Below are 23477 nucleotides of genomic sequence, written 5' to 3' on the forward strand. Positions count from 1 at the left end.
TGATAATATTTTGCAGCATTTATTCGAGTTTCATTTAACATAAGAACGAATGAGGTAATGAGTGTCAAAAATAAGCTTAATCATCTGCAGTCTCATACTGCTTAGCGCCTGTAGCGCAAGCGAACCTGATCCTATGGACTTTGCGGGGCAGTTTCGCGATGCATTCAGTACTCAAATTAAAGGTAATGGGATTAAGTTGTTTGTCTATAAAGCAAAATTAGCTACCGCCCTTGACCGCAGCATTCCTGGTGATTCCCCGCTAGAAAGAAGAATTCGCAGTAAACAAGATGCACAGAGTTATTTAATTGAACAACGTAACGCAGAGAATCGCCTCGAACTATGGCATCAACAAATTGATCTGGGTCTTAGAAAAACCATCGAAATGAATGGTTATTGTAAAGCCGGTTTTATTGAATTAAGTCGTTATGTTGAAACTGAGCGCGGTGAAATTCGTGGCGAATGTAATGATGGTGCTACCGCTGAAGATATTAAAAAATTCGGCGCCTAATTGCCAAGCCGATGCTGCTTTAACTGACTTAATAGGTTAATTATTGTCGCTGACGGATAAAACACTATATCCAGCTAAGCAATTAAGCTAAAATTAGCATCCAAATTTTCTCGTGATGTTGCCGTAGGCTCTAAGACCAGTGTCATCACGCTCCGATAAGCTGTGTATCGTCTAGAATGATATTAATAGTTTGTCGTTTACAAAGTAAGAAATCAGATGAATAGAAAGCAAGAGATGATCAAAAAATTGGCCAAACGTGCCAAGGCTCGCCAAAATAAAGTGGTGCCGGCTAACCCAAGTAACAAGCCTGTTGAGCGTTATATCTCTAAAGCTGAACGTGAGAAAATTGCGTTAGCAGAAGCGGCTGAACAAACAGTTGCCACACAAGCCAGCACAGAAACTGACAAAGACTAACACCCATTTACAAGGTGTCAGTATCAAAAAGCCCCTATTATTAGTCAAGGCCAAAAATAGGGGCTTTTTATTATCTGCTCTGTGGGCATTAGCCAGAGATTAAATATCTATCATAGCATCACGTCTCGATCCCAATCACATGTAAACTCTATCGTATCTTCACAGAATCACATCGACACTGAGTCACATCTACACAGAATCACATCTTCACTGAGTCACATCTACACAGAATCACATCTACACAGAATCACATCTTCACTGAGTCTCATCTACACTGAATCACATCTACACTGAATCACATCTTCACTGAGTCTCATCTACACTGAGTCTCATCTACACTGAATCACATCTACACTGAGTCTCATCTACACTGAATCACATCTACACTGAATCACATCTACACTGAATCACATCTACACTGAGTCTCATCTACACTGAATCACATCTACACTGAATCACATCTACACTAAGTCACATCTAAACGAAGTCACATCTAAACGAAGTCACATCTACACTAAGTCACATCTACACTAAGTCACATCTACACTAAGTCACATCTACACTAAAGTCACATCTTCACTGAGTCTCATCTTCACTGAATCACATCTACACTAAGTCACATCTACACTAAATTACATCTACATAGCATCTATCAGATCAATTGATTTTATCGCTGCTTTTCTCACTGCCAATGTTATCGGTACTAGCGCCATCAGCACCGGCTTTTTCAGTATCATTTGTGTTGCCATTGGCTGTATCGGCGTTGTCTTGTTGAGCAACTTGCTTACACAGTGGATCTTCATCTAATTGAGCCATCTGAGTGCGCCCTGGCATAGGTGAAGGAGCTGCCACCATATCAATGTTTATCGCATCGTCTTCTAGTAGTTGTCGATTAGCACCCGCTGAAAGCATACCTTGGCGGCTAATTTTGTCGACTAATCGATATGCACATAAAATACCTATCACACCAAATATAATTGCCCCAATCACCTGACCAATTAACACCCCAAATACACCGCCCCACTGGGCGCCAAAATACACAAATGGTATGGTGCCGATGGTTGCTTTACCGACATTAAAAAAGGTCGAGTATTTAGCCTTACCTAAATTATTAAATGAGGCATTGGCAATAAACAAAATGCCCGAAAAGATAAAGAACACCGCGATGTACTGACAGAAAAACAAAATAAGCTCTGCCGCATCGCCTTTCATATCAAAACTACTAATAATGACATTTCGTAATAAAAACAGTACCAGTGACACCACCAGAACATAAACAACACAAAATTGAATCGCTTTGTTTAAACTCAATCGAACTCGTTCAATTTCATTGGCACCAAAGTTTTGCCCCACTATCGGTCCGACTGCGCCAGACAGTGCAAAAATCATCCCGAACGAGACGGGGATCAAACGTCCTAATACCGCCCAGCCAGCTACATAACTATCACCAAAATCAGCTATGGCACGCGTTACCACCGCATTACCAATGGGAGTTGCCACATTGGTGAGCATTGCAGGTGCGGCTATGGCAAAAATCACCCCTAGGTCTTGCTTGAACTCAATCCACGAAAATTGACCTAACAGCTTATGCTTAACCACCACTCCGCGAGCTGAGATGACAAACACCGCAATACGGGCCAATACCGATGCAGCCGCAGCACCTTCAATACCCATTGATAAACTAAAGATAAAGATAGGGTCTAATACGGCGTTAACACCGCCACCAGCTAGTGTCGACATCATCGATAGTTTGGCATCACCCACTGCACGCAGCGCGCCGCCAAGCGCCATTGCTAAACAAATAAATGGTAAGGATGGCACCAGAATATACAAATAGCTTTCAGCCAATTCCGCAGTGCGCCCTGTTGCACCCACCAACGCTAACAATTCGGGAATAAACGCGATGACAACTGCAGCCACCAGCACACTGGTAATTAACGTCACGATGGCACTGTTTAAAAATAATCTCTTGGCTAACTTTATGTTTTTCGACCCCACCGCTTTTGACACCAAAGCGCCTAGAGCAATCGATAAGCCGATACCTATCGAAGTCGTAAAAAATGAAATCGTGCTAGCATAACCTGCTGCGGCGGCGAGCTCTATTTCACCAAGTAAGCTTAAAAAGAAAATATCGAGTAAGTCGACCACAAAAAGTGCCGAAATACCCACAGCAGCAGTAGAGCTCATCACCAGGATATGGCGTAAAATGGAACCCTCAACAAATTTAGCAGCGGTCATCAATATCCTTGTGTGTCTATAATAAAAATCAAATCTAAATCAGCTTTACAGGCTGTAACCCTAGAGTTTTTCAAGTTCGCTACCACAATGATTACAATATTCAGCATCTTTATCGTGGCCTTTTTTGCCACAATTGCTGCATTTACGTAAATCACGGGTTCTGACCATTTCATGTGAAATTTCAGCGGTTAAAATACCGGTGGGGATCGCAATAATCGAATAACCAATCAGCATAGTAAGTGCCGCAATCCCTTGGCCCAATGGCGTTTGCGGCGTAATATCTCCGTAGCCAACGGTGGTAATGGTCACTACGGTCCAATACATGGACTTAGGAATGGAAGTAAAGCCATTGTTAGGGCCTTCAACCACATACATAACCACACTTAACACCATAATAATCAGGCTTACCGAGAAGAAAAACATAAACACTTTTCGACCAGACTGCACCATGGCTTTAAGCAATATTTGGCCATCGCTTAGGTATCGAAGTAACTTTAATACTCTAAACACCCGGAATAAACGCAGTACTCTTAACGCTAACGCGACATTGGCACCAGGGAAAATCAACCCTAAAAAACTGGGTAAAATTGACACTAAATCCACTACACCAAAAAAACTGCGTGCATAGTGTAACCGATTAAGCGAGCAATAGAGTCTTAATATGTACTCAACGGTAAACAATACCGTAAAGGTCCATTCGGCGATACTAATATAGTCACCGTAAAGGGAATTAACATATTCTGTGGTATCGATAAAAATCAATATCACACTCAGTACAATACAGACCATAAGGGCAATATCGAAACGTTTTCCTGCTGGGGTTTCGGTACCAAAAATCACACTTCTAAGCTGTTTTTTTAGTGGACTGTCAGATTTTTCTTCGATATTCATCTTATTATTCACTGTCTCGGGTAATAAATTGCAAATAAACTCGGTTAACTAATATCAATTAACCCTTGTTGTCGTTAAAATCTAACATTGACTGTCGAGTTTTAACATTCGAAATAGGGTCATTTTACAATAAAAATTAAAAAGGTCATTGGTTTACGGAGATTTCATGCGCGCGTTGTACATAATATTTATAGCCTTAATTTTCAGCCCGTCATTGGCGGTTGCCTCTTCAAGCCAAACTACAGCAAAAGTAGATTTAGTTGTCGTCAATAAATCTGAATCACGCTTATCTGTCATGCGTGACGGAAGAGTGATTAAAAGTTACCTTATTGCCATGGGCGATGTGCCAAGTGGTCATAAGCTTAAAGAAGGTGATCAACGTACTCCGCAAGGTCGTTATGTATTAGATTATAAAAAATCTGATAGTGCATTTTATAAATCGATTCATATCTCTTATCCCAATGAAGAAGATAAATTACGAGCTGATGCATTAGGCATTAGAGCCGGTGGCATGATTATGATCCACGGTGAAAACCCTCGTTCAACTTTACCGCCAGAAGAAGCACAAAAGTACAACTGGACCAATGGATGTATTGCCGTCACCAACAAAGAAATGGATGAATTGTGGCAAATGATTGATGCTGGTACACCGATTGAAATATGGCCATAAGCTTATTCAAGCTCAACCATACCATTTTTTGCTTTGTTTCTTGGGTTATTAAATGAATTACCAACATCTACAACATACTTGGGCAGACTTTAGCCAGCGCATAAGCGCGTTTATTCATCGGTTAGGTTTAGACAACTTAGCATTGAATTGTGATCATGCTGCTCTGCGGGTGAACGATAATCAAACAGCGCAGTTACTCGTCGATGAATTTAGTCAACACGGCAAAATCATCTCTAATAACATCATCAACGGTCGGCCGATTTTAATCATTAAATTAGCCGAACCATTAGTTATCGGTGCGATGAAAATTCAATGTGTTGAACTGCCCTTTCCATCTGACAAAGTCTATCCGGTTGAAGGTTGGGAGCATATCGAATTAGTGTTCCCATCACAGGCACAAACCTGTGATGAACTCGTCGCAGAGCTTATTGAAAAAGTGCCACTACTGGCTGATGTTATTGCGGGTAATACTATTGCAGGTAATACTATTGCAGGTAGTGACGAAAACAGTGATATTAAAGTTAAACAAAGTTCGCCAAAAGGTGATAAAGAGCGCCTTGCTAACCCAACTATCGCATTTAAGGCCAATGGCATTTGCGTTAAAGTACACCCGCACGATATTCAAAAAATTGTTGAGAGTGAACAAGCCTGCTAGGCATAGTACTAATAACGCTTTGTCTGGAAACTGCAGCACTAATATAAAACAAGCCAAACTCAGTTATGCCAATGCTATAACTGAGTTTGGCTTGTTTAGATCAATGATAGAAAGGTTGTAAATCATTAAGCTTTTCAAAACCCATTTAGAGGTCAGTTTTTATGCTTAATTAAAAATCTTAGCGCTAAGTAATGCAACACAGGCAAAGCTGTGTATGCCAGTAACAATGAATCAAACAAAAAAATCCACTTTACAATAACCCACTTATCTTTTCCTGTGCACAAGCTATGGCTAAAAAATGCTACACACTCACCTTCTGGGGGTCATTAATATTACGATGGCAATGCCAAAAATAATGAAGAAGAGTAATAGTCGCTTACACATTTCATAAATTAGCGCTTTGCTAGGTTTTACCTTTATCACAAATCAATTTACTCAATTAATCTTGTCATAAACAAGCTATTAGGATCTAGTTCATAGTCCGCAAATGGGCCGCTGTAATCAAATTGATGTCGTTCATACAAACGCCTTGCTGGCGCAAAAAAATCCATCGATCCAGTTTCCAAACTCAACCGCTGATAACCACAAGACTTAGCTACGCCCAATATGTGCGATAACAATGCCGATGCTACTCCTTGGTTTCTCGCCATTGCAGCCGTTCGCATAGACTTAATTTCGCCGTGGGTTGGCGTTAACTGTTTTATCGCTACGCACCCAAGTACTATGTCACCTTGTTTGGCACACCAAAAAGTAATTGATGGATGTTTTAAGGCTTCAATATCTAATGCATGAACACTACCCGGTGGCGATGTTGCATACATGTCAGCCAAATGTGCTTGCAGTAACTCAACCACGCCAGAGCCCTGTAAATCATCAATCATAATATCCATGTGCCAAGGCTTCCTTTTGAACTATGACCGTTTATGAAATGCATTTTTATCGAGTAGTTTAATCACCAAATCGATACGTTTATGAGCTAAATAATCATCTCGATGGCTAAAGCCAATCGCGACAAATAACAGTAGCAACCACACAAAATTTTGTTCTACTAATAGGTCTACTTTTGCAATATATAAAATAGCGCCAATAGTCGCCAAACACATCAGCCATTGGATTAACCAAGTATATGGTTTGGGTCTCAGTTTATCTAAATCTAAACGTAAAGCGGTAATGCTATCCGTTTCATAAGATTGGATAATATTATCTGCTTGAGATTCATTCATTTTTACACTCCATTGTAAAAGCCACTCAGTTAATGAGCGAAACGTGGTTAATTAAACCGTTGCGACAATACCCTAAAAGTGAGTCGTGTCACCTAGATTTTATTGAAAACGATTTTACTGAAAACTATTTTGCTGAAAACGTCGATTTTATTGAGAACATGACTCATTTATTAACCACATAACTCCAGTATCATGGTTTGAGTCAGTAATGCACTACCCTCTCGTAGAGTCTGTGTTTCACCAGCAGCAACAAAACCAATTGATTTATAGAGATTAACAGCGGCCTCGTTAACAATAGTAACCTCTAAGCAAACGACTTTTCGATTAGATTTTTTGGCCCAATCAATAATGCTATTCAGTAATAACTTACTAAGTCCATATCCGCGCGCGCGTGGTGACATCCACATTTGATACACATGTGCAGCATCAGTATCCATAGGACTAGAACTATGGATCTGTCCCCCATGCTAAGCCTACGGCGACGCCATCAAGTTCAGCGATCAGTGGCAATGCATGCTTTGCTCGATTGCTTGCATTAAGACGAGAAATCCACTCTTCGTCGGTAAATTCAGCTTCTCGTTCATAAGTCGAGCCAAACGAATCTGGCGAGTCTTGTAATGCTAATAAACGTAACCTTCTATAGATTTCCCAATCACTCATCAGCAACACTCTGATTTGAACATTAGCCATATTTACAATTTTACACCCCACGTTTTAGTCTTTCTCGACGCCAGATAACTGACGAAACGACCCACTTAACACTCCTCAGTTTCAGCATTAAATTCTAGACTAAAATCATATTTTACAACAGATTAAACCTTAATGGTTCGTTTGTTGAAATTATCAATTTATTAAGCAATTATTGACAATAGCGGCATTTGCAGACCTATAATAAATAACCTGAGATTATTTTTGATATCTCCAGCATTGAGGCCTTACCAGTAAACTCAAACCTAACTTTGCCTATCGCTGAAAAGTATATTTCTAGTTCGGAATCGAGATCGAATGTCCCCGATGTTTCAATTGAGTAAGCGACAATATTTTTGTAAGGCAAAGATGTAAAATCTTTTTTACTTCCTGTAATGCCTTGAACATTAACAGCGATAATTCTTTTACTGGTAAAAATGACACCATCACGCATGGATTTATATGAATCAATGACTCGTTCATCATCGATAAGTAAATCGCGGGCTTTGTCTGCAAAATCAGAATTCTGCTTCAGTTTGAAAAAACCTTTATTATTAAAATCTATCATCTAACATCCTTTTTATATCTGACATCCAAAGGGATTGAATTAATACAAATTTTACGACATAAACAGCTCAGTAAATTTCGTGGTTATCGTATTCTAGTGAATAGCCTTAGCTTAATGTAATAACAATAACATTACAAAATGCAGCTGAAGCAAGCATTTATCCCAGTTTGTATTAGCTGATAAATAGCGATAAAGCCTGTGATTGGCATTTCATCAATAATATCGTTTTATAACACAATAAGAAGTCAATATGACACTTATATGTCATATAAACAATAAAGAGCATGTCTTTATGACATCAATAAAATTCACTAAAAAAATATTACTTTCATATAATCAATAAGATAAACAGTTGGCATGCACTCTGCAATAACGAAGTTAACTTTTGAAATATCTCTATCAACTTTAACTTCTAATTTATTACAGGTGTACATATGACAATTCACATTAAAAATAACATCGATTGGGTCGGACAACGTGACTGGGAAATATTGGACTTCCATGGTACTGAATATAAAACCACCAAAGGCACCAGTTATAATAGTTACCTTATTCGTGAACAGAAAAATGTCTTAATCGATACTGTTGACCATCGTTTCAGCCTGCAATTTATCCAAAACCTTGAGATGGAAATTGATCTCGATAAGATTGATTACATCGTCATTAACCATGCGGAAGAAGATCACTCAGGTGCCTTAGCGGCTTTAATGGCTAAAATTCCTAATACCCCGATTTACTGTACCGAAAATGCTATCGACTCTATTACTGGCTTACATCACCATACAGAGTGGAATTTTAATATCGTTAAAACCGGCGATACCTTAGACATTGGTAACGGTAAGCAGCTGGTGTTTATTGAAACTCCGATGTTGCATTGGCCTGACAGCATGATGACCTATTTAACAGAAGATGCTGTGTTGTTTAGCAATGATGCGTTCGGTCAGCATTACTGCGATGAGCATTTGTTTAATGACGAAGTAGACCAAATTGAATTGATGGATCAATGTTTACGCTATTATTCCAATATTTTAACCCCGTTTAGCTCGCTGGTTACCGCCAAAATTAACGAGGTGCTAAGCTTTAACCTGCCTGTAGACATGATTGCTACCGCCCATGGCGTAGTGTGGCGCGACAACCCAGCACAGATTATTCATCAATATCTGCAATGGGCAGATAACTATCAGGAAGACAGAATCACCATTTTTTATGATTCGATGTCTAATAACACCCGCATGATGGCCGATGCCATTGCTCAAGGCATCCACGACGTTGACCCTGTTGTGTCGGTTAAAGTGTTTAACGTGGCCCGTCATGATAAAAATGACATATTAGCTAACGTGTTCCGCTCCAAAGGTATTTTGGTAGGCTCATCAACCATGAACAATGTCATGATGCCGAAAGTCGCGGGAATGCTAGAAGAGATCACAGGCCTGCGCTTTAAAGATAAAAAAGCAGGTGCATTTGGAAGTTATGGCTGGAACGGCGGCGCCGTTGACCGTATTCACACCCGTCTTACAGATGCCGGATTTGAAACCATTGTCGGCTTAAAAGCAAAATGGCGACCAGATGGTAAAGCGATGCGCGAATGCCGTGAGCACGGTCGCCAGATAGCTAAAAGCTGGGCATGGCATGATTTAAGTAATGTAAAATCCATTTCACCGGCATCGCTAGCTAAGAGCGCTCAAGCCACTGTAACCACTAAGCCAACTCAAGCAACTCAAGCAACTCAAGCAACCAAACCGACATGTACAACAGCGACGGCAATGAGTGATTCACAAAATATGCTCTGCACTGTGTGTAATTGGGTATATGAGCCAGTATTGGGTGAGCCTAATCAAGATGTAACACCAGGTACACCGTGGAGCGAAGTGCCAGACTTTTTCCTTTGCCCAGATTGCGGCCTTGGCAAAGATGTTTTTGTCCCTATCGCTGAGAGGAAAGCATCATGAGCGCCCCCATCATTATCATCGGTAGCGGCTTTGGCTCATATCAACTAATCAAAACCATTAGACGCACAGATAAGCATTTACCGATAACCGTGTTCACCCTTGATGAAGGCCACGATTATAATAAACCGGACTTGAGCCATGTATTTAGTAACAAGCAAAACAGTACGGACTTAATCCGCCTTACTGCACAAGAGTTTGCCTCCGAGAATAATATTACTCTGCATGCTTTTACCAAGGTTGATTGCATTGATAGTGAACAGCAAGCGGTGTTTGTTGAAGGTGTTGCTTACCCTTATACAAAACTGGTGCTAGCAACAGGAGCAAAAACCTTTGTGCCATCAATGCTTGGTAACGCAACAGACAGTGTGGTCACCTTAAACAGTCTTAGTGAGTTTAATAATGCGCAGCTGCAACTACAAAATGCACAACGTGTTTTGGTTATTGGAGCGGGTATTATCGGCACTGAAATAGCCATGGATCTTAATCGCAGCGGTAAAAACGTAGTAGTGGTTGATCCAAGTCACGGCGTGATGGCAACCATGCTGCCAGATTTAGTCGCCAGTGTTTTACAAAAGAAGATGGTCGATAACGGTGTTGTATTTGAGTTTGGCCGTACCATTAGTTCGCTAAACAAAATTGAATCAGGTATTTGTGCCACACTCAGTTGTGGTAATACCCATATTGTCGATTGTGTTATTTCAGCTGCGGGATTAAAGGCTAATGTTGGCTTAGCACGAAAGTCAGGATTCAAAGTCAATAATGGCTTAGTGGTTAATCTGCAACTGCAAACCTCAGCGAACAATGTTTATGCCTTAGGAGATTGCGCCGAAATCAATGGTAAGGTGATGTCCTACTTGCAGCCCATTATGTTAAGCGCCAATGCGTTAGCGAAAACCTTATTAGGCCAACCGACAGATTTGAAACTACCGGCTATGTTAGTCAAAGTTAAAACACCGCAAATGCCCATTCAATTAGGCGGAAATACCGTAATTGACGTTGCATCGTGGCAGGTTGATATTGATGCTCTGGGTTGCTCAGTAAAAGCGTACAATGAACAAAAACAGATAATCGGTTTTGTGGTAACAGAAGGCCACATGAACAATACCTTCCCGCTACTCAGAGCCTTACCAGCAAGTCTTTAGTATTTTATCGAGTAGGCTTTACTCATAAAGCCTACTCATCAATCAACTTAACCTGAATTTGGGATAAGGGATGAACTTATGCTATTTAAAATCAGCATGTTAACCCTCCTCACTTTCAAGCTTGTCATTGGTTATGCGAACAAGGCGAATTGACGCGTCAATAGCTAGCCTATTGTAAGTCGATTCAACGCAGTTAGCAGGGCAAAGGACTGTTTGAAAGGCGTTTATTATCCCGAGTTCAGGTTATTTAGGAGAACATTATGTCTCATCAACGTATCCCAGCAAACTGGACAATTCAACGCTCTACGCCATTTTTCACCACTAAAAATGTGCCTGATGCGCTACTGACTCACCACAATACCGCCGAAGGTGTATTCGGCCAGTTATGTGTAATGGAAGGTGTGGTCACGTATTTTGGTTTTGCAGACAGCGAAGCAACTGAACCAGAAGTAAAAGTGGTGATCAAAGCAGGCCAATTTGCCACTAGTCCACCAGAGTACTGGCATCGTATTGAATTAAGCCCTGATGCCCAGTTCAATCTTAATTTCTGGTCTGAAAAAGATAAAACCGGCCAAGCGATGTTTAATAAGAAATAATTAATTGAAGCTGTGGCAGATAAAAAAATCAATATTGAGAGACATATCAAGCTACTGATATAGTCGTTTAATCAGCGGGTTAATTAACGATAAGATCATAATGTATTATGCTCTTATCGTTTTAACTTGCACAAAACACACATTAAATCGTTAAAGGTTATTTTACTCGAATTGAAAAACGACTGTGAATCGATTTTAACATTGATGTACCTGTCAGCCGCACTAATCAATTAATCTTGAGCGAGCCCATGCGGTCTTTATGACCTTTAACACAACTTTAATCAGTTAATAGCCGTCATAAACTATGAGCGTTAACTTTCGCCTAATCTAAATTGCGCTAACAAAGGATAATGGTCTGAGCTTTTAGTCATAATGACCCGAGATGACTCTAAAGTTAGTCCTCGATAATAAAGGTGATCAATTGGATAACCCATCACGGTTGTGCGTTTGTCATCCGCGGGGATCACCGCTTTTAGCCCTAATTTCTTTGTCATCAAGGCTAACATTGATAATCTGGCTTGACGCCAAGTATTTAAATCCCCGCCGAAAATTATCGGTCCTTTATGAGCACTTAACGCTGGTAGTAGCTGCTGTAACTGCGCAGCATAACTGTCTAGATCATACTCAAAGTTAATACTGTGCAAGTTAGCCACCAGCAAAGTTTCACCATTCGATAAGGGGAAATAACTTAACAAACTCGACTTGGGAAACTGTATTAGGGGTTCAGCCGTCAAATAACCGCAACTTTCACTCGCAGCAACTTGAGACAAGCTCATCACCCCTAGTGGTATATGGTCTTGGCTAAATGCTTGCACCATCGCCAATTGTTGGTGATGTTGTTGGCGCCACAACTGAAACTCGTCAGATAACTTCACCTCTTGCAGCAACAATAATTGATGTTGTTTAGCTAACTGACTGAGCAGCGTTTGCCAGCCAGCATTTTGCTGTTTATAAACATTCCAGCTCGCGACCGCCAGTTGGCCATCAGTATCCAATTTAGCGATAGGTGTGGCTTTTACACATTGTGCAGCAAACGACTCTTGCTCATTATTAATCACTTGAGGCTCTGTGGCTAAATGAACAAATTTTGGCACAACCACAACTGTCATCATCAACAATATGACGATAACCAGACTTCCCCATCGAGCAAGCCCAAGCAGTTTACGCTTAGGCTGTAAGGTCGATGTTGGCTTTGAGCGAAAAATACCGATGGATGAATACCTCTATTCGTTTTGGGAGGGCTATCTGAAAATGACTAAAAGTGACTTAAAGTGACTTAAAGTGATGCTAGCGTTTGGTTCGCATTAAACTGAATAGCACCAGAGTCTTTATAATAAAACAAACTGTTTGATATACCCAGCCGTACAGACGGATGACTGTAGACAATACCGATTGAAAACCTGATATGATAAGTGCATGTTTTTCTACATGATTGATACACTGGCTAGCTATGGTTGAGCTTTATAAAATATTAACGATAATCAGCGTATTAGCTTATTGGCTGCTCATTGCTGGTATCACCACGCGTATTGTCTATAAACGGCGATCTATTGGTGTTTCCTTAGCTTGGATGATGCTTATTTATGTTGTCCCCATCTTAGGTATTTTCCTTTATTTCCTCGTTGGCGAGATGAACCTTGGTAAAACCCGCGCAGTGAGAGCTAAAGAGATGTACAGCCCCTATCGGGAATGGTTTCGTCGACTGTTTGCCATTCAGCAATATCGTCCTCACAACTTAAGTGATTACGCGATTCCCATAAGCCATTTATGTGAAAAACGTCTGGGCATTCCTACGTTAGCCAATAATCAACTAACACTTAAATCATCCGCCGAAACGATTTTAACAACCCTGATTGAAGACATACAACAAGCGCAAACCTCGATTCATTTAGAGTTCTATATTTGGCATCCTGGTGGGCTTGCTGACCAAGTTGCCCAAGCACTTATTCAAGCTGCTCAACGCGATGTGGCAGTGAGAATATTATTAGATGCTGCAGGAAGTCGAACCTTTTTTAACAGTAAGTGGCCAAAAAAAATGCGTGAAGCTGGCATAAACTTGGTATCCGCACTGTCTGTTTCTCTTGTACGTATGATCTTCCGCCGTTTAGATCTTCGCCTTCATCGTAAAATAGTCGTGATAGACAACCAAATCGGTTATACCGGCTCAATGAATCTAGTCGATCCTAAATATTTTAAGCAAAGCGCTGGTGTTGGTGAGTGGGTTGATGTCATGGTGAGAATTACCGGCTCCAGTGTGCCAGTGCTTAACTGCATTCTCGCCTGGGATTGGGAAACCGAAACAGACCAGAGAATGTTACCCGAACCGCCACAATGCCATCCGCACGACGAGGAACCATCCGACATGGTTCAAGTTATTCCATCAGGACCCGGTATGCCTGAGGATATGATCCAACAAGTTTTATTGCTCAGTATTTATCAAGCAAAACACAGCATCACCATCACTAGCCCTTATTTTGTCCCCAGTGAAAACCTATTGTTTGCATTAACAGCAGCTGCATTACGGGGTGTGGAGGTGAATTTAATCATACCCGATAAAAACGACTCAATGATGGTGGAATGGGCCAGCAGATCTTTCTTTGGCGAGTTACTGAATGCAGGTGTCAATATTCATCGTTTTCGTGGCGGTTTACTGCACACAAAGTCAGTGGTCATTGACCTGCACCATAGTCTAATCGGCACAGTTAATCTTGATATGCGCAGCCTATGGCTTAACTTTGAAGTGACTCTTTCTGTTGAAAATTTAGAATTCACTCAATCGCTTAGTGAAGTCCAACATCAATATATGGCTAATTCAATAAAAATGGATGCGCGCCAGTGGCGTAAAAGACCGTTAGTTAAACGATTAGTCGAGCAGTTTTTTTACTTATTTAGCCCACTACTTTAACGATAAAGTAAAAATTAATGCGACTTTGCTAGGTCGCTAAGCACCAGTAAATGCAGGTTGATCAGTTGCTATTTTTCAGTAAATATTATGTCGCCATAATACGTTTCTGCATCTTTGCCACTGTTGTCGGTATCGGTCATAATCGCAATCATATCGATGTATTGATACGCTTTGCGGTTAGCTTTTTCACTGCCTTTATCCCCAAATGTTTCAATCAAATCTTGATACACATTGCGTTTTTCTTCATACCACTGACTTTGCTGCGATTGCTGTCCTCGCACAGACATCATTTTAACACTTGAGCCAGCAAAAGCGTTGTTCCAAACCAAGCCTTTGGCTTGATTGCTCGACCAAACATAGTTTAATGATTTGGTGTTCCACACCATAAAACCACCATCAATAACCACGTAAACTCGCGCCACAAAATCATCACCAGCTTTACTTCGCTCGTCTAACTGCGGCAGCGTCTTTTCAACTAACCAACTCCAGTTTAGGTAAGGCGTTGCAATGAGGTCAATTTGCTTTTCTAGCACCAGGCCTGACGCGGAATGGTGACTAAGTGCTTTTAGCGCTAGGCGCCCTTTATAGTCTCCAACGCTGTAAATTGATTCACCAGAGAATACTTTGGAGGTCCAACTCTCAATCCCGTTATCACTCAATAAAGTCACATTGGTTGCAGCTTGCACGTTCACACAAACTGTTACGCTATAAAGAAATATAATCCATCGCAACATATTCACTTCCTATCGCCCTACTCGCTTGTATCACACTGAGTTCACCCGCTAGAGTGAGCTAAACTGGGTGATCGGTTTTACTATTTAATCATGAAGGTAAAGAATACAGCATGACATAGAGCAAGTACCATCAATAGATAATTTCATTTTAAGGTTAAATCACGTAAACTACGCGCTGTTTTTTAAGTCTCTTTTTAGGTAAATCATGATCCGTTTAAACCAAGTAAAATTGCCTCTCGACCATAATGAAGATGCGCTGCAACAACTCGTATTGCAAAGGCTCTCTATCTCAGCGGATCAGCTGGTTGATATACATGTGTTTAAGCGTGGCTACGATGCCCGTAAAAAGAATTTAATTTCGTTAATTTATACACTAGATGTGACATTAGCCAATGTAGACGAAGCCGCGTTATTGGCATCACTTGCTGACGACCATAATATCCGCGTGTCGCCAGATACCGATTATAAATATGTCGCGACTGCTCCGGAAGGCTTAACGGAACGTCCACTGGTGATCGGCATGGGACCATGCGGTTTGTTTGTTGGGCTTATGTTGGCACAAATGGGCTTTAAACCGATTATTTTAGAGCGTGGTAAATCTGTCCACGAACGCGCTAAAGATACCTTCCGTTTTTGGCGTACCAGTGAGTTAAACACTGAATCAAACGTACAATTTGGTGAAGGTGGCGCTGGCACATTCTCTGATGGGAAGTTATATAGCCAAGTTAAAGACCCTGGCTTTAAAGGCTTAAAAGTCAAACAAGAATTTGTCGCTGCTGGTGCACCAGCTGAAATCATTTATGTTAGTAAACCACATATAGGTACCTTTAAGTTGGTCACTATGGTGGAAAAAATGCGCCGCGAAATAATCCGTTTAGGCGGTGAAATTCGCTTTGAAACCCGTGTTGATGAAATCAACATTACTGACCGTCAAGTGACTGGTGTCACCCTGAGAAATGGCGAAGTACTGCATTCGAAACATGTTATTGCGGCGATTGGTCACAGTGCCCGTGATACTTTCCAAATGTTACATGATAAAGGCGTGTATATGCAGGCGCAGTCATTTTCGATTGGCTTTCGTATTGAACATAAGCAAGAGATGATTGATAAAGATCGCTTTGGCGTTAACGCGGGTCACCCAATGTTAGGTGCAGCAGATTATAAGTTAGTCCACCATTGCAAAAGTGGTCGCAGTGTTTACAGCTTTTGTATGTGCCCTGGTGGTGTGGTTGTGGCGGCGACGTCTGAAGAACATGCAGTAGTGACTAATGGCATGAGCCAATATTCGCGTAGTGAACGTAATGCCAACAGTGCCATTGTGGTTGGCATTGATCCGAGTGATTTTGACAACGATCCACTTCAAGGTATTGCGCTACAACGTAAATTGGAACGCCACGCCTATATCATGGGCGGCAGCAATTACGATGCTCCAGCGCAAATGGTCGGTGACTTTTTAGCTGCAGGTGTTGGTAAACCGTTTGAAAACGTTGAGCCGTCTTATAAACCCAACGTAAAAATGACCGATTTAAGCGATGCATTACCGCAATTCGCTATCGATGCTATTCGTGAAGCCATTCCTGCATTTGGTAAAAAAATTCGTGGTTTCGACAGTAAAGATGCCATGTTAACCGGCGTTGAAACTCGTACCTCTTCACCGGTACAAATTAAACGTGGGGCCGATTTCCAAAGCATTAACACCAAAGGTTTATATCCTGCAGGTGAAGGCGCCGGTTATGCTGGCGGGATTTTATCGGCGGGTATTGACGGTATCAGTATTGCAGAAGCCGTTGCATTAGACATGATTAAAGAAATGACAAACAGTTAAATCCATCTTTAATAAACAGAGCCGTCATATTTGAATGCTCTGTTTATTGCTTCATCGCAACAATAACATTAGATTTATTTTCAAATTCAGAGCCATTCATGATGAGGTTTTCTATTAGATACTCTGAGATGAAAATACAATACCTAATGCCTTTTATTAACATGCCTTACCATTTGCTATACAACGTCTCGGTCTGATGGATGGTTTACCCCATCACTCGTTTGTACATCACCTAAATCAAATGGATTAACACCGTCTAAACAAGCTATGTTAAAACCGTATTCAGTTGGGTTTGAGCGACGTTGATGATGAGTATAAATACCACAATGAGAACAGAAATAATGTTTCGCGGTATTGGTGTTAAATTGATAAAGCGTTAACACATCTTGACCTTTTACCACCCTAATCCCGCCCAGTTTAACAGAGCCAGCAATCGCACCTTTTCTACGACAAATTGAACAATCACAGCGTCGTGGATTTTCGATACCATTGGGTAACGTGAGCTCGAGTTCAACGGCACCACAATGACATGTTGCTTTGTGCTTTAACTCAATAACGGTATTACCCACTTGCTTGATCATGACCAGAGCCCTTTGTGATGTTGACGATAAGCATTTAGTCGTTCGATATAAGTTTGTCGCTTAAAATGAGAAAACGTTTAAACATCATCAGTTTAGTGAGGCAAATAGCGTTGACGTTGTGGTGCGTTCAGGACGTATGAAGTGCAAGTTATCAAGCGAATAGCATTACGATTGAATAAAGGGTTCCGGTTCAATTGTCATACCGAAACCCTAACATATTGCTTAGCACTATTTTGCCGCTTTCTCTGCAGCCAGTATTGTCGCCATTGGCGGTACAATCGAGACGGGATCTAAACGCATTTGGAACCAGTTTAGGCGCCAATCTAAATGCGGGCCAGTCACTCGACCAGTGGCACCAATTTCAGCGACCTTATCACCCTGCACAACTTTATCACCAACCTTTAAATACAGTTTACTCAGGTGTAAGAAGGTAGAGCTAACACCATAACCGTGGTCGATAATTACTGTACCACCAGAATAAAACATATCTGGCTCAGCTAATGTAATAACACCATCTGCTGGCGCAACCACTAGCGTGCCTGTTGGACGCGCAACATCAACACCAAAATGCGGATTACCAGGTACGTCGTTGTAAACCCGCTGGCTGCCATAAACCCCTGAAATTCTGCCAGTAACCGGCCAAATAAATGTTTGCATAAATGCCTGTTGTTGACTAAATAAGTCTCTGGCAGCGCGAGTCTGTTTGGCGTCTTTAGCCGCTCTGGCTTGGGCGACGGGATCCGGTTTCATTATTTTTTGGCTGATGCCTGTGACCCGATCAATTTGGTATTGTCTTGCGGCTATTGTTAACGGCTTAATTTCTGTTAATCCGTCTGGATAAATGACTTTAAACACTTGTTCTGGCTTAGCGTCTCTATCAAATCCAATGGCAAACTGACCATTTGGGGTGACCTTTACCGATTGGCCATTAAGTAATACTTTACTGCCGACCGGCACTGCGCCACGCACTAATGCACCTTGTTCAAACTGGCCTTGAAATGTCACAGCGGCAATCGCACTAGCACTTAAGCCACAAAAGCTGACCACCAGCATTGCAACTGTAGATATCGATTTTAAAACGGTATTTTTTAATAACATAATCGAAACGCATTCCTTGTTAATAGCGCCAAAAAACATAAAAAAAAAGGCCACCTTAAGGCAGCCCATTAATAATACTTGATTAACCTCTTACCGCAATGGCCCCTTTGCCAATACCTTCATAAGCGATAACTTTAAAATGACTTTCAGGCGCTTGACTTGCCAATGTCTTTGCCATGTATTCAGCTAGCATCTCAACCGTGGTGTCGTGAGGAATTAAGTCACAACAATGCTTAGGCATCGCTAATTGAAAATCACCTTGAGGCGCAACATAGTGAAAACCAAAATGAGTTTCGTCGCTGATTTTAGTCTGCTTCGACAACTCTAGTGTTTTCACTGACACTAAGTCTTCTTCAGTGCCGAGGTAAATATCATGCCAACGTTCTGCCCAGTATTGGTCCCATTTCGGCTCTGCAATACCATTTTCAAATACGGTTACCGGGCTACGATGACCATGCGCAATACGCTGACAGTTACCGTCATGTTTACGTAATCCGTGGCTGTAATGGTAAAACGGGGTATCGAGCACTTCGCTGCGCAATGTGAGGCTGATGCCTTGGACATTTTCAGGTAACACTTCACGTAAGGCTTTTTTCAAAAAGTCATTAACGCTTTGGTAGTCAATCACTTCTGTAGGAATAAGCGCAAATGCTTGTGAAGGACATGCTAAATGTATGTCACCTTTTTCACTGCTAAAATCCATCCAAACTCGGTCGCTTTTTTGCTGCCAGCGCACTTCGCTACACGCAGTAGGGATTAACAAGCGATGATCGGCTACATCATCAATGGTGTTTTTGATGATGCGTTTAACCTTACCAAAGTCGAGCACCATATTTTGCTCATCTAAGCCGCCATCTAATAGCACATCGACAATCCAGCTTTCACCAACCATGCCACGAACAGGACAAAGGTAAGAGAAATCGATAACGGTTAAATCTTTTACAAACAGTTGCATTAATGCTCCTAGGCAGAAAAACAGTCCACCTCAGTATAAATGTATTCCTAACGGCGCATGCCAGTGGAAGGTCTATCTTACGTGATCGGAATTTATCCGACTATCAACTCTTAGTCTAACATTCACGGGTTAATTGCCACGTTCTGCTAGTGATGATTAATAACGCGCCAGTATATTCAATGCCAGCACAAGACCACGTTGATACCCTAAATGATATCAACGACATTCTAAACAAAAGCCACGCTTTGAGCGAGTAAACATCGTAGATAAATGTAATAAATCGATAAAGCTGCTGCAATGCACCTGAATCGGATAATAATCTTGCTAGGGGAACAGCAACAACAAAATGCTGAGCATTTTATATAACACTTAGAAAATGATTCGCGTGGGTACTTGAAAGGTTAACAAGAGACTATGGCGTTAAGGTCAAATTATGATGGTTCCTGATAACCACCAATAAATACTGCGACCAACGTAATGGTCAGAAAAATCTGACAGCACAGCAGTAATAATAAAATTAGTGACGGCATAAAACTATTCCTTGTTAATCCAGACAGCTAGGAGCATTAGGTATAGTGATGTTAGCAATCAAAAGCGCAAAAATAGTGCAGATTTAAAGGAGTTTTTCCGAAACTAAAGCTGATCAGTAATACACATTAATCGCCAGCTACTAAGCTTACCCATTACATTAGGATGCTTATTAAACGGCTTTAAAACGTAAAATAGACTTACCAATAAAATGCATCATTACTCTACCTTATAACCCACACCATAAATGGAATGCAGTAACTCCTTTTGTTGGCTGGCTTGGGTTAACTTATGTCGTAGATTTTTCACATGACTGTCAATGGTACGTGAACTAACAATACGATCGTCGACATAACACACCTGCATGAGGCTATCTCGAGAGTGAACCACACCTGGCCGTTTTAGCAAAGTATGCAGTAATCTAAACTCAACAGGGGTTAATTCTACGTCTTGTTGGTCGACCTGACATTTAAAGCGTTCGATATTGATTTGTAGATGTTTATAACGAATAACCTGCTCGCTTTGACTGCCGTGAGTATTTTCGACTCGCCTTAAAATCGTTTTTACCCGAGCAACGACTTCCCTAGCCGAAAATGGCTTACACACATAATCGTCTGCGCCGATATCTAAGCCCATTAAGCGGTCAATTTCATCTACCCGCGCCGTTAACATTAGCACTGGCAGCATTGAAAATTGCCTCAATTCACGACAAATGGTTAAACCGTCTTTATAGGGCAACATCAAATCTAGAATCATAAAGTCAATTTGTTGAGACTTAATCGTTTCAATTACATCACGACCATCGTGTTGTACCAAGGTGTTAAAACCTTCAAGGGTTAAAAAGTCGACTAAAATCTGCGCTATTTTAGGCTCGTCTTCTACCACTAATATGGTCAATGGTTGTTGATGAACATGTCCACTCATAGTCATTCCCTGTGCATAGGTAATTGTACTTCAATACAAAGCCCACCCAATAGTGATGGGACGGCCTTAATGGTGCCATCATGCGCTTCGACAATATTCTTACAGATGGTTAAACCAAGACCTGCACCACTACCACGGCGTGTGCGGGCACTGTCTTGGCGATACAATGGCTCAAACAGGTGTTCACACTCTTCAATGCTGGCACTGGGCTTAGTATCATTGATGGTTAATATCATCATTTTGGCTTGTTGTGACAATCGCACATCAATTACCCCAGGACTGTCTGTGTAAGCCATAGAATTCATTAGTAAATTAATAAATAGCTGTTCAAGGCGAAGCACGTCGGCAGATAAATACACCCCCGGCTGGAGCTGACTTTGTAGCGTTAGGCCTTTATCTTGTAGGCTGGTAGCCATACTATTAAGCGTGCTGTGTAGTGACTCACTGACGTTCACCCGCTGAAAATGATATCGGAGTCCACCAACATCAGATAAAGACAGTTCATACAAATCATCGACTAAGTGCTTCATGCGCAACACTTCTTGTTCGAGTGAGTTCAGCTGTGTGCTATCGAACGTTCTGATCCCTGCTTTAATCGCATCAATCTCACCACATAAAATACTCAATGGCGTGCGCAGTTCATGAGAAATATCAGCTAACCAACGATTTTTAGCACTGCGGTTTTTCGATAGCGTCATGGCGAGATGATCAATATTGGTCATTAATTGACCCAGCTCATCTGCACGCTGAGGTGATAAGCGTTCATCATAATTACCTTGAGATAAATACGATACTCCCAGCATAACTTGTTTAACGGGGATCAGTAGAAAACGTGACAACCACCAAGCAATTGCACTGGCAAGCAGTAAACACAATAAACCGATTCCGATACTGGTCCAACGTTGTTGCTGAGAAAATGCGGTAGCTGAAGACGATTCAACTTCACGAATAGGGCTACTGTATAAATAGCCTACTATACGATCGTTGAATAACAAGGTTAAGCTAATCCGATTATCCACATTGCCAATATCAACGCCGCTAATAAACTGTTGTTCTGCTGAGTATAACCCCGTCGGTGGACCAGAAGGTGGTGAAAAAGGTGGCCGTTGCCTAGGAGGACCTAAACGTCGATCAGGTCCCATTGGAGGACGATTATCACCTACAGGTCTTGGCAGTCTTGCCCCGTCGCCGGGTCTATTTCTTTTTGGAAATGGAGCGTGAAGCGAAATGGCTTGTGTTAATGTTTTTTGATTAATCGACTGCCACACTTGTGTAGATTGTTGATCTGTCATTACTGATGGATCGGTTTGTGCTTCCGGATTAGCCGCATAAAGTGTCAATAGTTCATTCGATAAATGCTGTAAACGTTCTTGTTCTAATCCGTTGATATAGTCTAAAAAACCTTGGTCAAAACTCCACCTCGCTAACGATAACGTGGCGATAAGTACAATACTGGTTAGGCCAACGAAGGCCAAGAAAAGCTTTTGAGATATTTGCATAAAATACATTATAACCAGCTATATACGCATAAACTAGTCGCGATAAATAACTGATAAAAATCTCCTCCAATTCTGCACAATTACTCCACATTGTTAGGTTATATTACCTTTAGTTACCTAACCAAGGAGTGTCACTATGACTCTTAAGCCAATCAGTATTGGTCTACTTAGCTTTATGTTATTAGCATCTTTCGCTGCTAATGCTAACCCGCATGATAGAAAGCCACCTAAAGAAGCTGTTGAAGCGTGTGCTAACAGTGTTGAAAATGATCAGGTTAGTTTTGACACCCCGCGGGGAGACACCCTTGAAGCAAGTTGTCAAATTATCGATGGCGAGCTTGTCGCTGTACCTGCCAATGGTCCTGACGATATGAAACAACCACCAAAACAACGTAATTAACAATAATATGTTGCTAGGTAGTTTCATCAAAAATAGATTATAGAGAATATCTGAGGAGTAAATATGCAAGTGACGAGTGGTAATACTTCGATGCAAATGACATCGACCGAAAACACACAAAGACCTCCGCGTCCTGATGGCCCGCCGCCACCAAAAGGCGGTGTCCCGCCTGGGCTAGATACAGCGGTATCGACCTTGTCTGATGATCAACAGCAATTAACCACAGACATGTTGTCATCATTGACCGACGAGCAGCAAGAGTCGTTGAAGTCTATGTTAGATGAATTAAAACCACTTACAGATGGATTAACTGACGAGGACATCGGCAGTATTTTCTTTGAGGCATTGAGCAGTATTTATAATGGTGATAACACCGCAACGGCTAACAGTAATTCAACATCTGTGAACGTAGATATTTACGCTTAATACAGCATTAAAAAGTCGTAATAGTGATATAAAAGCAGCTTACAAATTATGTAAGCTGCTA

Annotated in this window: 25 protein-coding genes; 11 read left to right on the top strand and 14 right to left on the bottom strand. The window is 41.3% G+C overall.

Annotation, left to right across the window (positions count from 1 at the left end; all coding sequences use genetic code 11):
- Positions 1-61: 61 nt before the first annotated feature.
- Positions 62-508 carry a hypothetical protein gene (locus tag AAEY98_RS08710; protein WP_101087503.1) on the top strand — a complete coding sequence of 149 codons (447 nt, stop codon included), beginning with the start codon at positions 62-64 and terminating at the stop codon, positions 506-508.
- 216 nt (positions 509-724) lie between these two features.
- A complete protein-coding gene (locus AAEY98_RS08715) occupies positions 725-922 on the top strand; it encodes a DUF2986 domain-containing protein (protein ID WP_351016334.1) in 198 nt (65 codons plus the stop codon).
- Between the two features lie 657 nt (positions 923-1579).
- On the opposite strand, the gene AAEY98_RS08720 is transcribed toward AAEY98_RS08715, so the two are convergent.
- Together AAEY98_RS08720 and AAEY98_RS08725 are read right to left on the bottom strand one after the other, a co-directional pair.
- Complete coding sequence (locus AAEY98_RS08720) at positions 1580-3160, bottom strand: MATE family efflux transporter (protein WP_351016337.1); 1581 nt, start codon at positions 3158-3160, stop codon at positions 1580-1582.
- 60 nt (positions 3161-3220) lie between these two features.
- Positions 3221-4051 (bottom strand): ion transporter, encoded by an 831-nt coding sequence (locus AAEY98_RS08725; RefSeq protein ID WP_351016340.1) that lies wholly within the window; start codon positions 4049-4051, stop codon positions 3221-3223.
- 166 nt (positions 4052-4217) lie between these two features.
- Between AAEY98_RS08725 and AAEY98_RS08730 the strand changes: the two genes are divergently transcribed.
- Positions 4218-4721, top strand: a complete 504-nt coding sequence (locus AAEY98_RS08730; RefSeq protein ID WP_101087500.1) for a L,D-transpeptidase family protein — start codon at positions 4218-4220, stop codon at positions 4719-4721.
- Between the two features lie 52 nt (positions 4722-4773).
- Positions 4774-5376 (top strand): VOC family protein, encoded by a 603-nt coding sequence (locus AAEY98_RS08735; RefSeq protein ID WP_351016343.1) that lies wholly within the window; start codon positions 4774-4776, stop codon positions 5374-5376.
- Positions 5377-5807: 431 nt separating this feature from the next.
- Here the strand turns inward: AAEY98_RS08735 and AAEY98_RS08740 are convergent, their stop codons facing one another.
- The 5 genes from AAEY98_RS08740 to AAEY98_RS08760 form a co-directional block, all read right to left on the bottom strand.
- On the bottom strand, positions 5808-6266 hold the full coding sequence (locus tag AAEY98_RS08740) for a GNAT family N-acetyltransferase (protein WP_101087498.1): 459 nt from the start codon (positions 6264-6266) through the stop codon (positions 5808-5810).
- A gap of 21 nt (positions 6267-6287) precedes the next feature.
- Positions 6288-6599, bottom strand: coding sequence for a hypothetical protein (locus tag AAEY98_RS08745; protein WP_350979827.1), 312 nt, complete (start codon positions 6597-6599; stop codon positions 6288-6290).
- A gap of 170 nt (positions 6600-6769) precedes the next feature.
- On the bottom strand, positions 6770-7036 hold the full coding sequence (locus tag AAEY98_RS08750) for a GNAT family N-acetyltransferase (RefSeq protein ID WP_351016346.1): 267 nt from the start codon (positions 7034-7036) through the stop codon (positions 6770-6772).
- Positions 7037-7046: 10 nt separating this feature from the next.
- Complete coding sequence (locus AAEY98_RS08755; RefSeq protein WP_351016349.1) at positions 7047-7259, bottom strand: hypothetical protein; 213 nt, start codon at positions 7257-7259, stop codon at positions 7047-7049.
- 226 nt (positions 7260-7485) lie between these two features.
- Entirely contained in the window at positions 7486-7854 is a 369-nt protein-coding gene (locus tag AAEY98_RS08760) for a PH domain-containing protein (RefSeq protein WP_162022832.1), read from the bottom strand.
- Between the two features lie 434 nt (positions 7855-8288).
- Here AAEY98_RS08760 and norV point away from each other — a divergent pair, with 434 nt between their 5' ends.
- The 3 genes from norV (at position 8289) to AAEY98_RS08775 (ending at position 11541) form a co-directional block, all read left to right on the top strand.
- Positions 8289-9803 carry an anaerobic nitric oxide reductase flavorubredoxin gene (norV, locus tag AAEY98_RS08765; RefSeq protein ID WP_351016352.1) on the top strand — a complete coding sequence of 505 codons (1515 nt, stop codon included), beginning with the start codon at positions 8289-8291 and terminating at the stop codon, positions 9801-9803.
- Positions 9800-10945 (top strand): NADH:flavorubredoxin reductase NorW, encoded by a 1146-nt coding sequence (gene norW / locus AAEY98_RS08770; RefSeq protein ID WP_351016355.1) that lies wholly within the window; start codon positions 9800-9802, stop codon positions 10943-10945. The genes norV and norW overlap by 4 nt, the downstream gene beginning before the upstream one ends.
- A 260-nt stretch (positions 10946-11205) precedes the next feature.
- Complete coding sequence (locus AAEY98_RS08775) at positions 11206-11541, top strand: TehB family protein (protein ID WP_101087492.1); 336 nt, start codon at positions 11206-11208, stop codon at positions 11539-11541.
- A gap of 311 nt (positions 11542-11852) precedes the next feature.
- On the opposite strand, the gene AAEY98_RS08780 is transcribed toward AAEY98_RS08775, so the two are convergent.
- Positions 11853-12659 carry an endonuclease/exonuclease/phosphatase family protein gene (locus tag AAEY98_RS08780; RefSeq protein ID WP_259395491.1) on the bottom strand — a complete coding sequence of 269 codons (807 nt, stop codon included), beginning with the start codon at positions 12657-12659 and terminating at the stop codon, positions 11853-11855.
- Positions 12660-12991: 332 nt separating this feature from the next.
- Between AAEY98_RS08780 and cls the strand changes: the two genes are divergently transcribed.
- Positions 12992-14446, top strand: coding sequence for a cardiolipin synthase (gene cls, locus AAEY98_RS08785; RefSeq protein WP_101087490.1), 1455 nt, complete (start codon positions 12992-12994; stop codon positions 14444-14446).
- A gap of 68 nt (positions 14447-14514) precedes the next feature.
- Here cls and AAEY98_RS08790 read toward each other — a convergent pair whose 3' ends face one another.
- Positions 14515-15180, bottom strand: coding sequence for a DUF3047 domain-containing protein (locus AAEY98_RS08790; RefSeq protein ID WP_351016359.1), 666 nt, complete (start codon positions 15178-15180; stop codon positions 14515-14517).
- 205 nt (positions 15181-15385) lie between these two features.
- Between AAEY98_RS08790 and AAEY98_RS08795 the strand changes: the two genes are divergently transcribed.
- On the top strand, positions 15386-17005 hold the full coding sequence (locus AAEY98_RS08795) for an NAD(P)/FAD-dependent oxidoreductase (protein ID WP_101087488.1): 1620 nt from the start codon (positions 15386-15388) through the stop codon (positions 17003-17005).
- A 176-nt stretch (positions 17006-17181) separates the two neighbouring features.
- Here AAEY98_RS08795 and AAEY98_RS08800 read toward each other — a convergent pair whose 3' ends face one another.
- The 5 genes from AAEY98_RS08800 to AAEY98_RS08820 all read right to left on the bottom strand — a co-directional run bounded on the left by AAEY98_RS08800 (position 17182) and on the right by AAEY98_RS08820 (position 22590).
- Positions 17182-17586 (bottom strand): GFA family protein, encoded by a 405-nt coding sequence (locus AAEY98_RS08800; protein WP_162022826.1) that lies wholly within the window; start codon positions 17584-17586, stop codon positions 17182-17184.
- 228 nt (positions 17587-17814) lie between these two features.
- The gene (locus tag AAEY98_RS08805; RefSeq protein ID WP_351016382.1) at positions 17815-18639 is read right to left on the bottom strand and encodes a M23 family metallopeptidase; all 825 of its coding nucleotides are present in this window, start codon (positions 18637-18639) and stop codon (positions 17815-17817) included.
- A gap of 127 nt (positions 18640-18766) precedes the next feature.
- Entirely contained in the window at positions 18767-19639 is an 873-nt protein-coding gene (locus AAEY98_RS08810) for a 6-carboxytetrahydropterin synthase (RefSeq protein ID WP_162022824.1), read from the bottom strand.
- 747 nt (positions 19640-20386) lie between these two features.
- Entirely contained in the window at positions 20387-21091 is a 705-nt protein-coding gene (locus AAEY98_RS08815; protein WP_059745107.1) for a response regulator, read from the bottom strand.
- A gap of 2 nt (positions 21092-21093) precedes the next feature.
- A complete protein-coding gene (locus AAEY98_RS08820) occupies positions 21094-22590 on the bottom strand; it encodes an ATP-binding protein (protein WP_351016363.1) in 1497 nt (498 codons plus the stop codon).
- A gap of 136 nt (positions 22591-22726) precedes the next feature.
- On the opposite strand from AAEY98_RS08820, the gene AAEY98_RS08825 reads away from it, so the two are divergent.
- Both AAEY98_RS08825 and AAEY98_RS08830 read left to right on the top strand, forming a co-directional pair.
- Positions 22727-22990: a hypothetical protein gene (locus AAEY98_RS08825; RefSeq protein ID WP_335692563.1), complete on the top strand. Its 264-nt coding sequence runs from the start codon at positions 22727-22729 to the stop codon at positions 22988-22990.
- Between the two features lie 63 nt (positions 22991-23053).
- Positions 23054-23416, top strand: a complete 363-nt coding sequence (locus tag AAEY98_RS08830) for a hypothetical protein (RefSeq protein ID WP_242445174.1) — start codon at positions 23054-23056, stop codon at positions 23414-23416.
- Positions 23417-23477 lie beyond the last annotated feature (61 nt).

Origin of the sequence: Shewanella sp. AC91-MNA-CIBAN-0169 (assembly GCF_040310165.1) — a bacterium.
Lineage (GTDB): Bacteria > Pseudomonadota > Gammaproteobacteria > Enterobacterales > Shewanellaceae > Shewanella.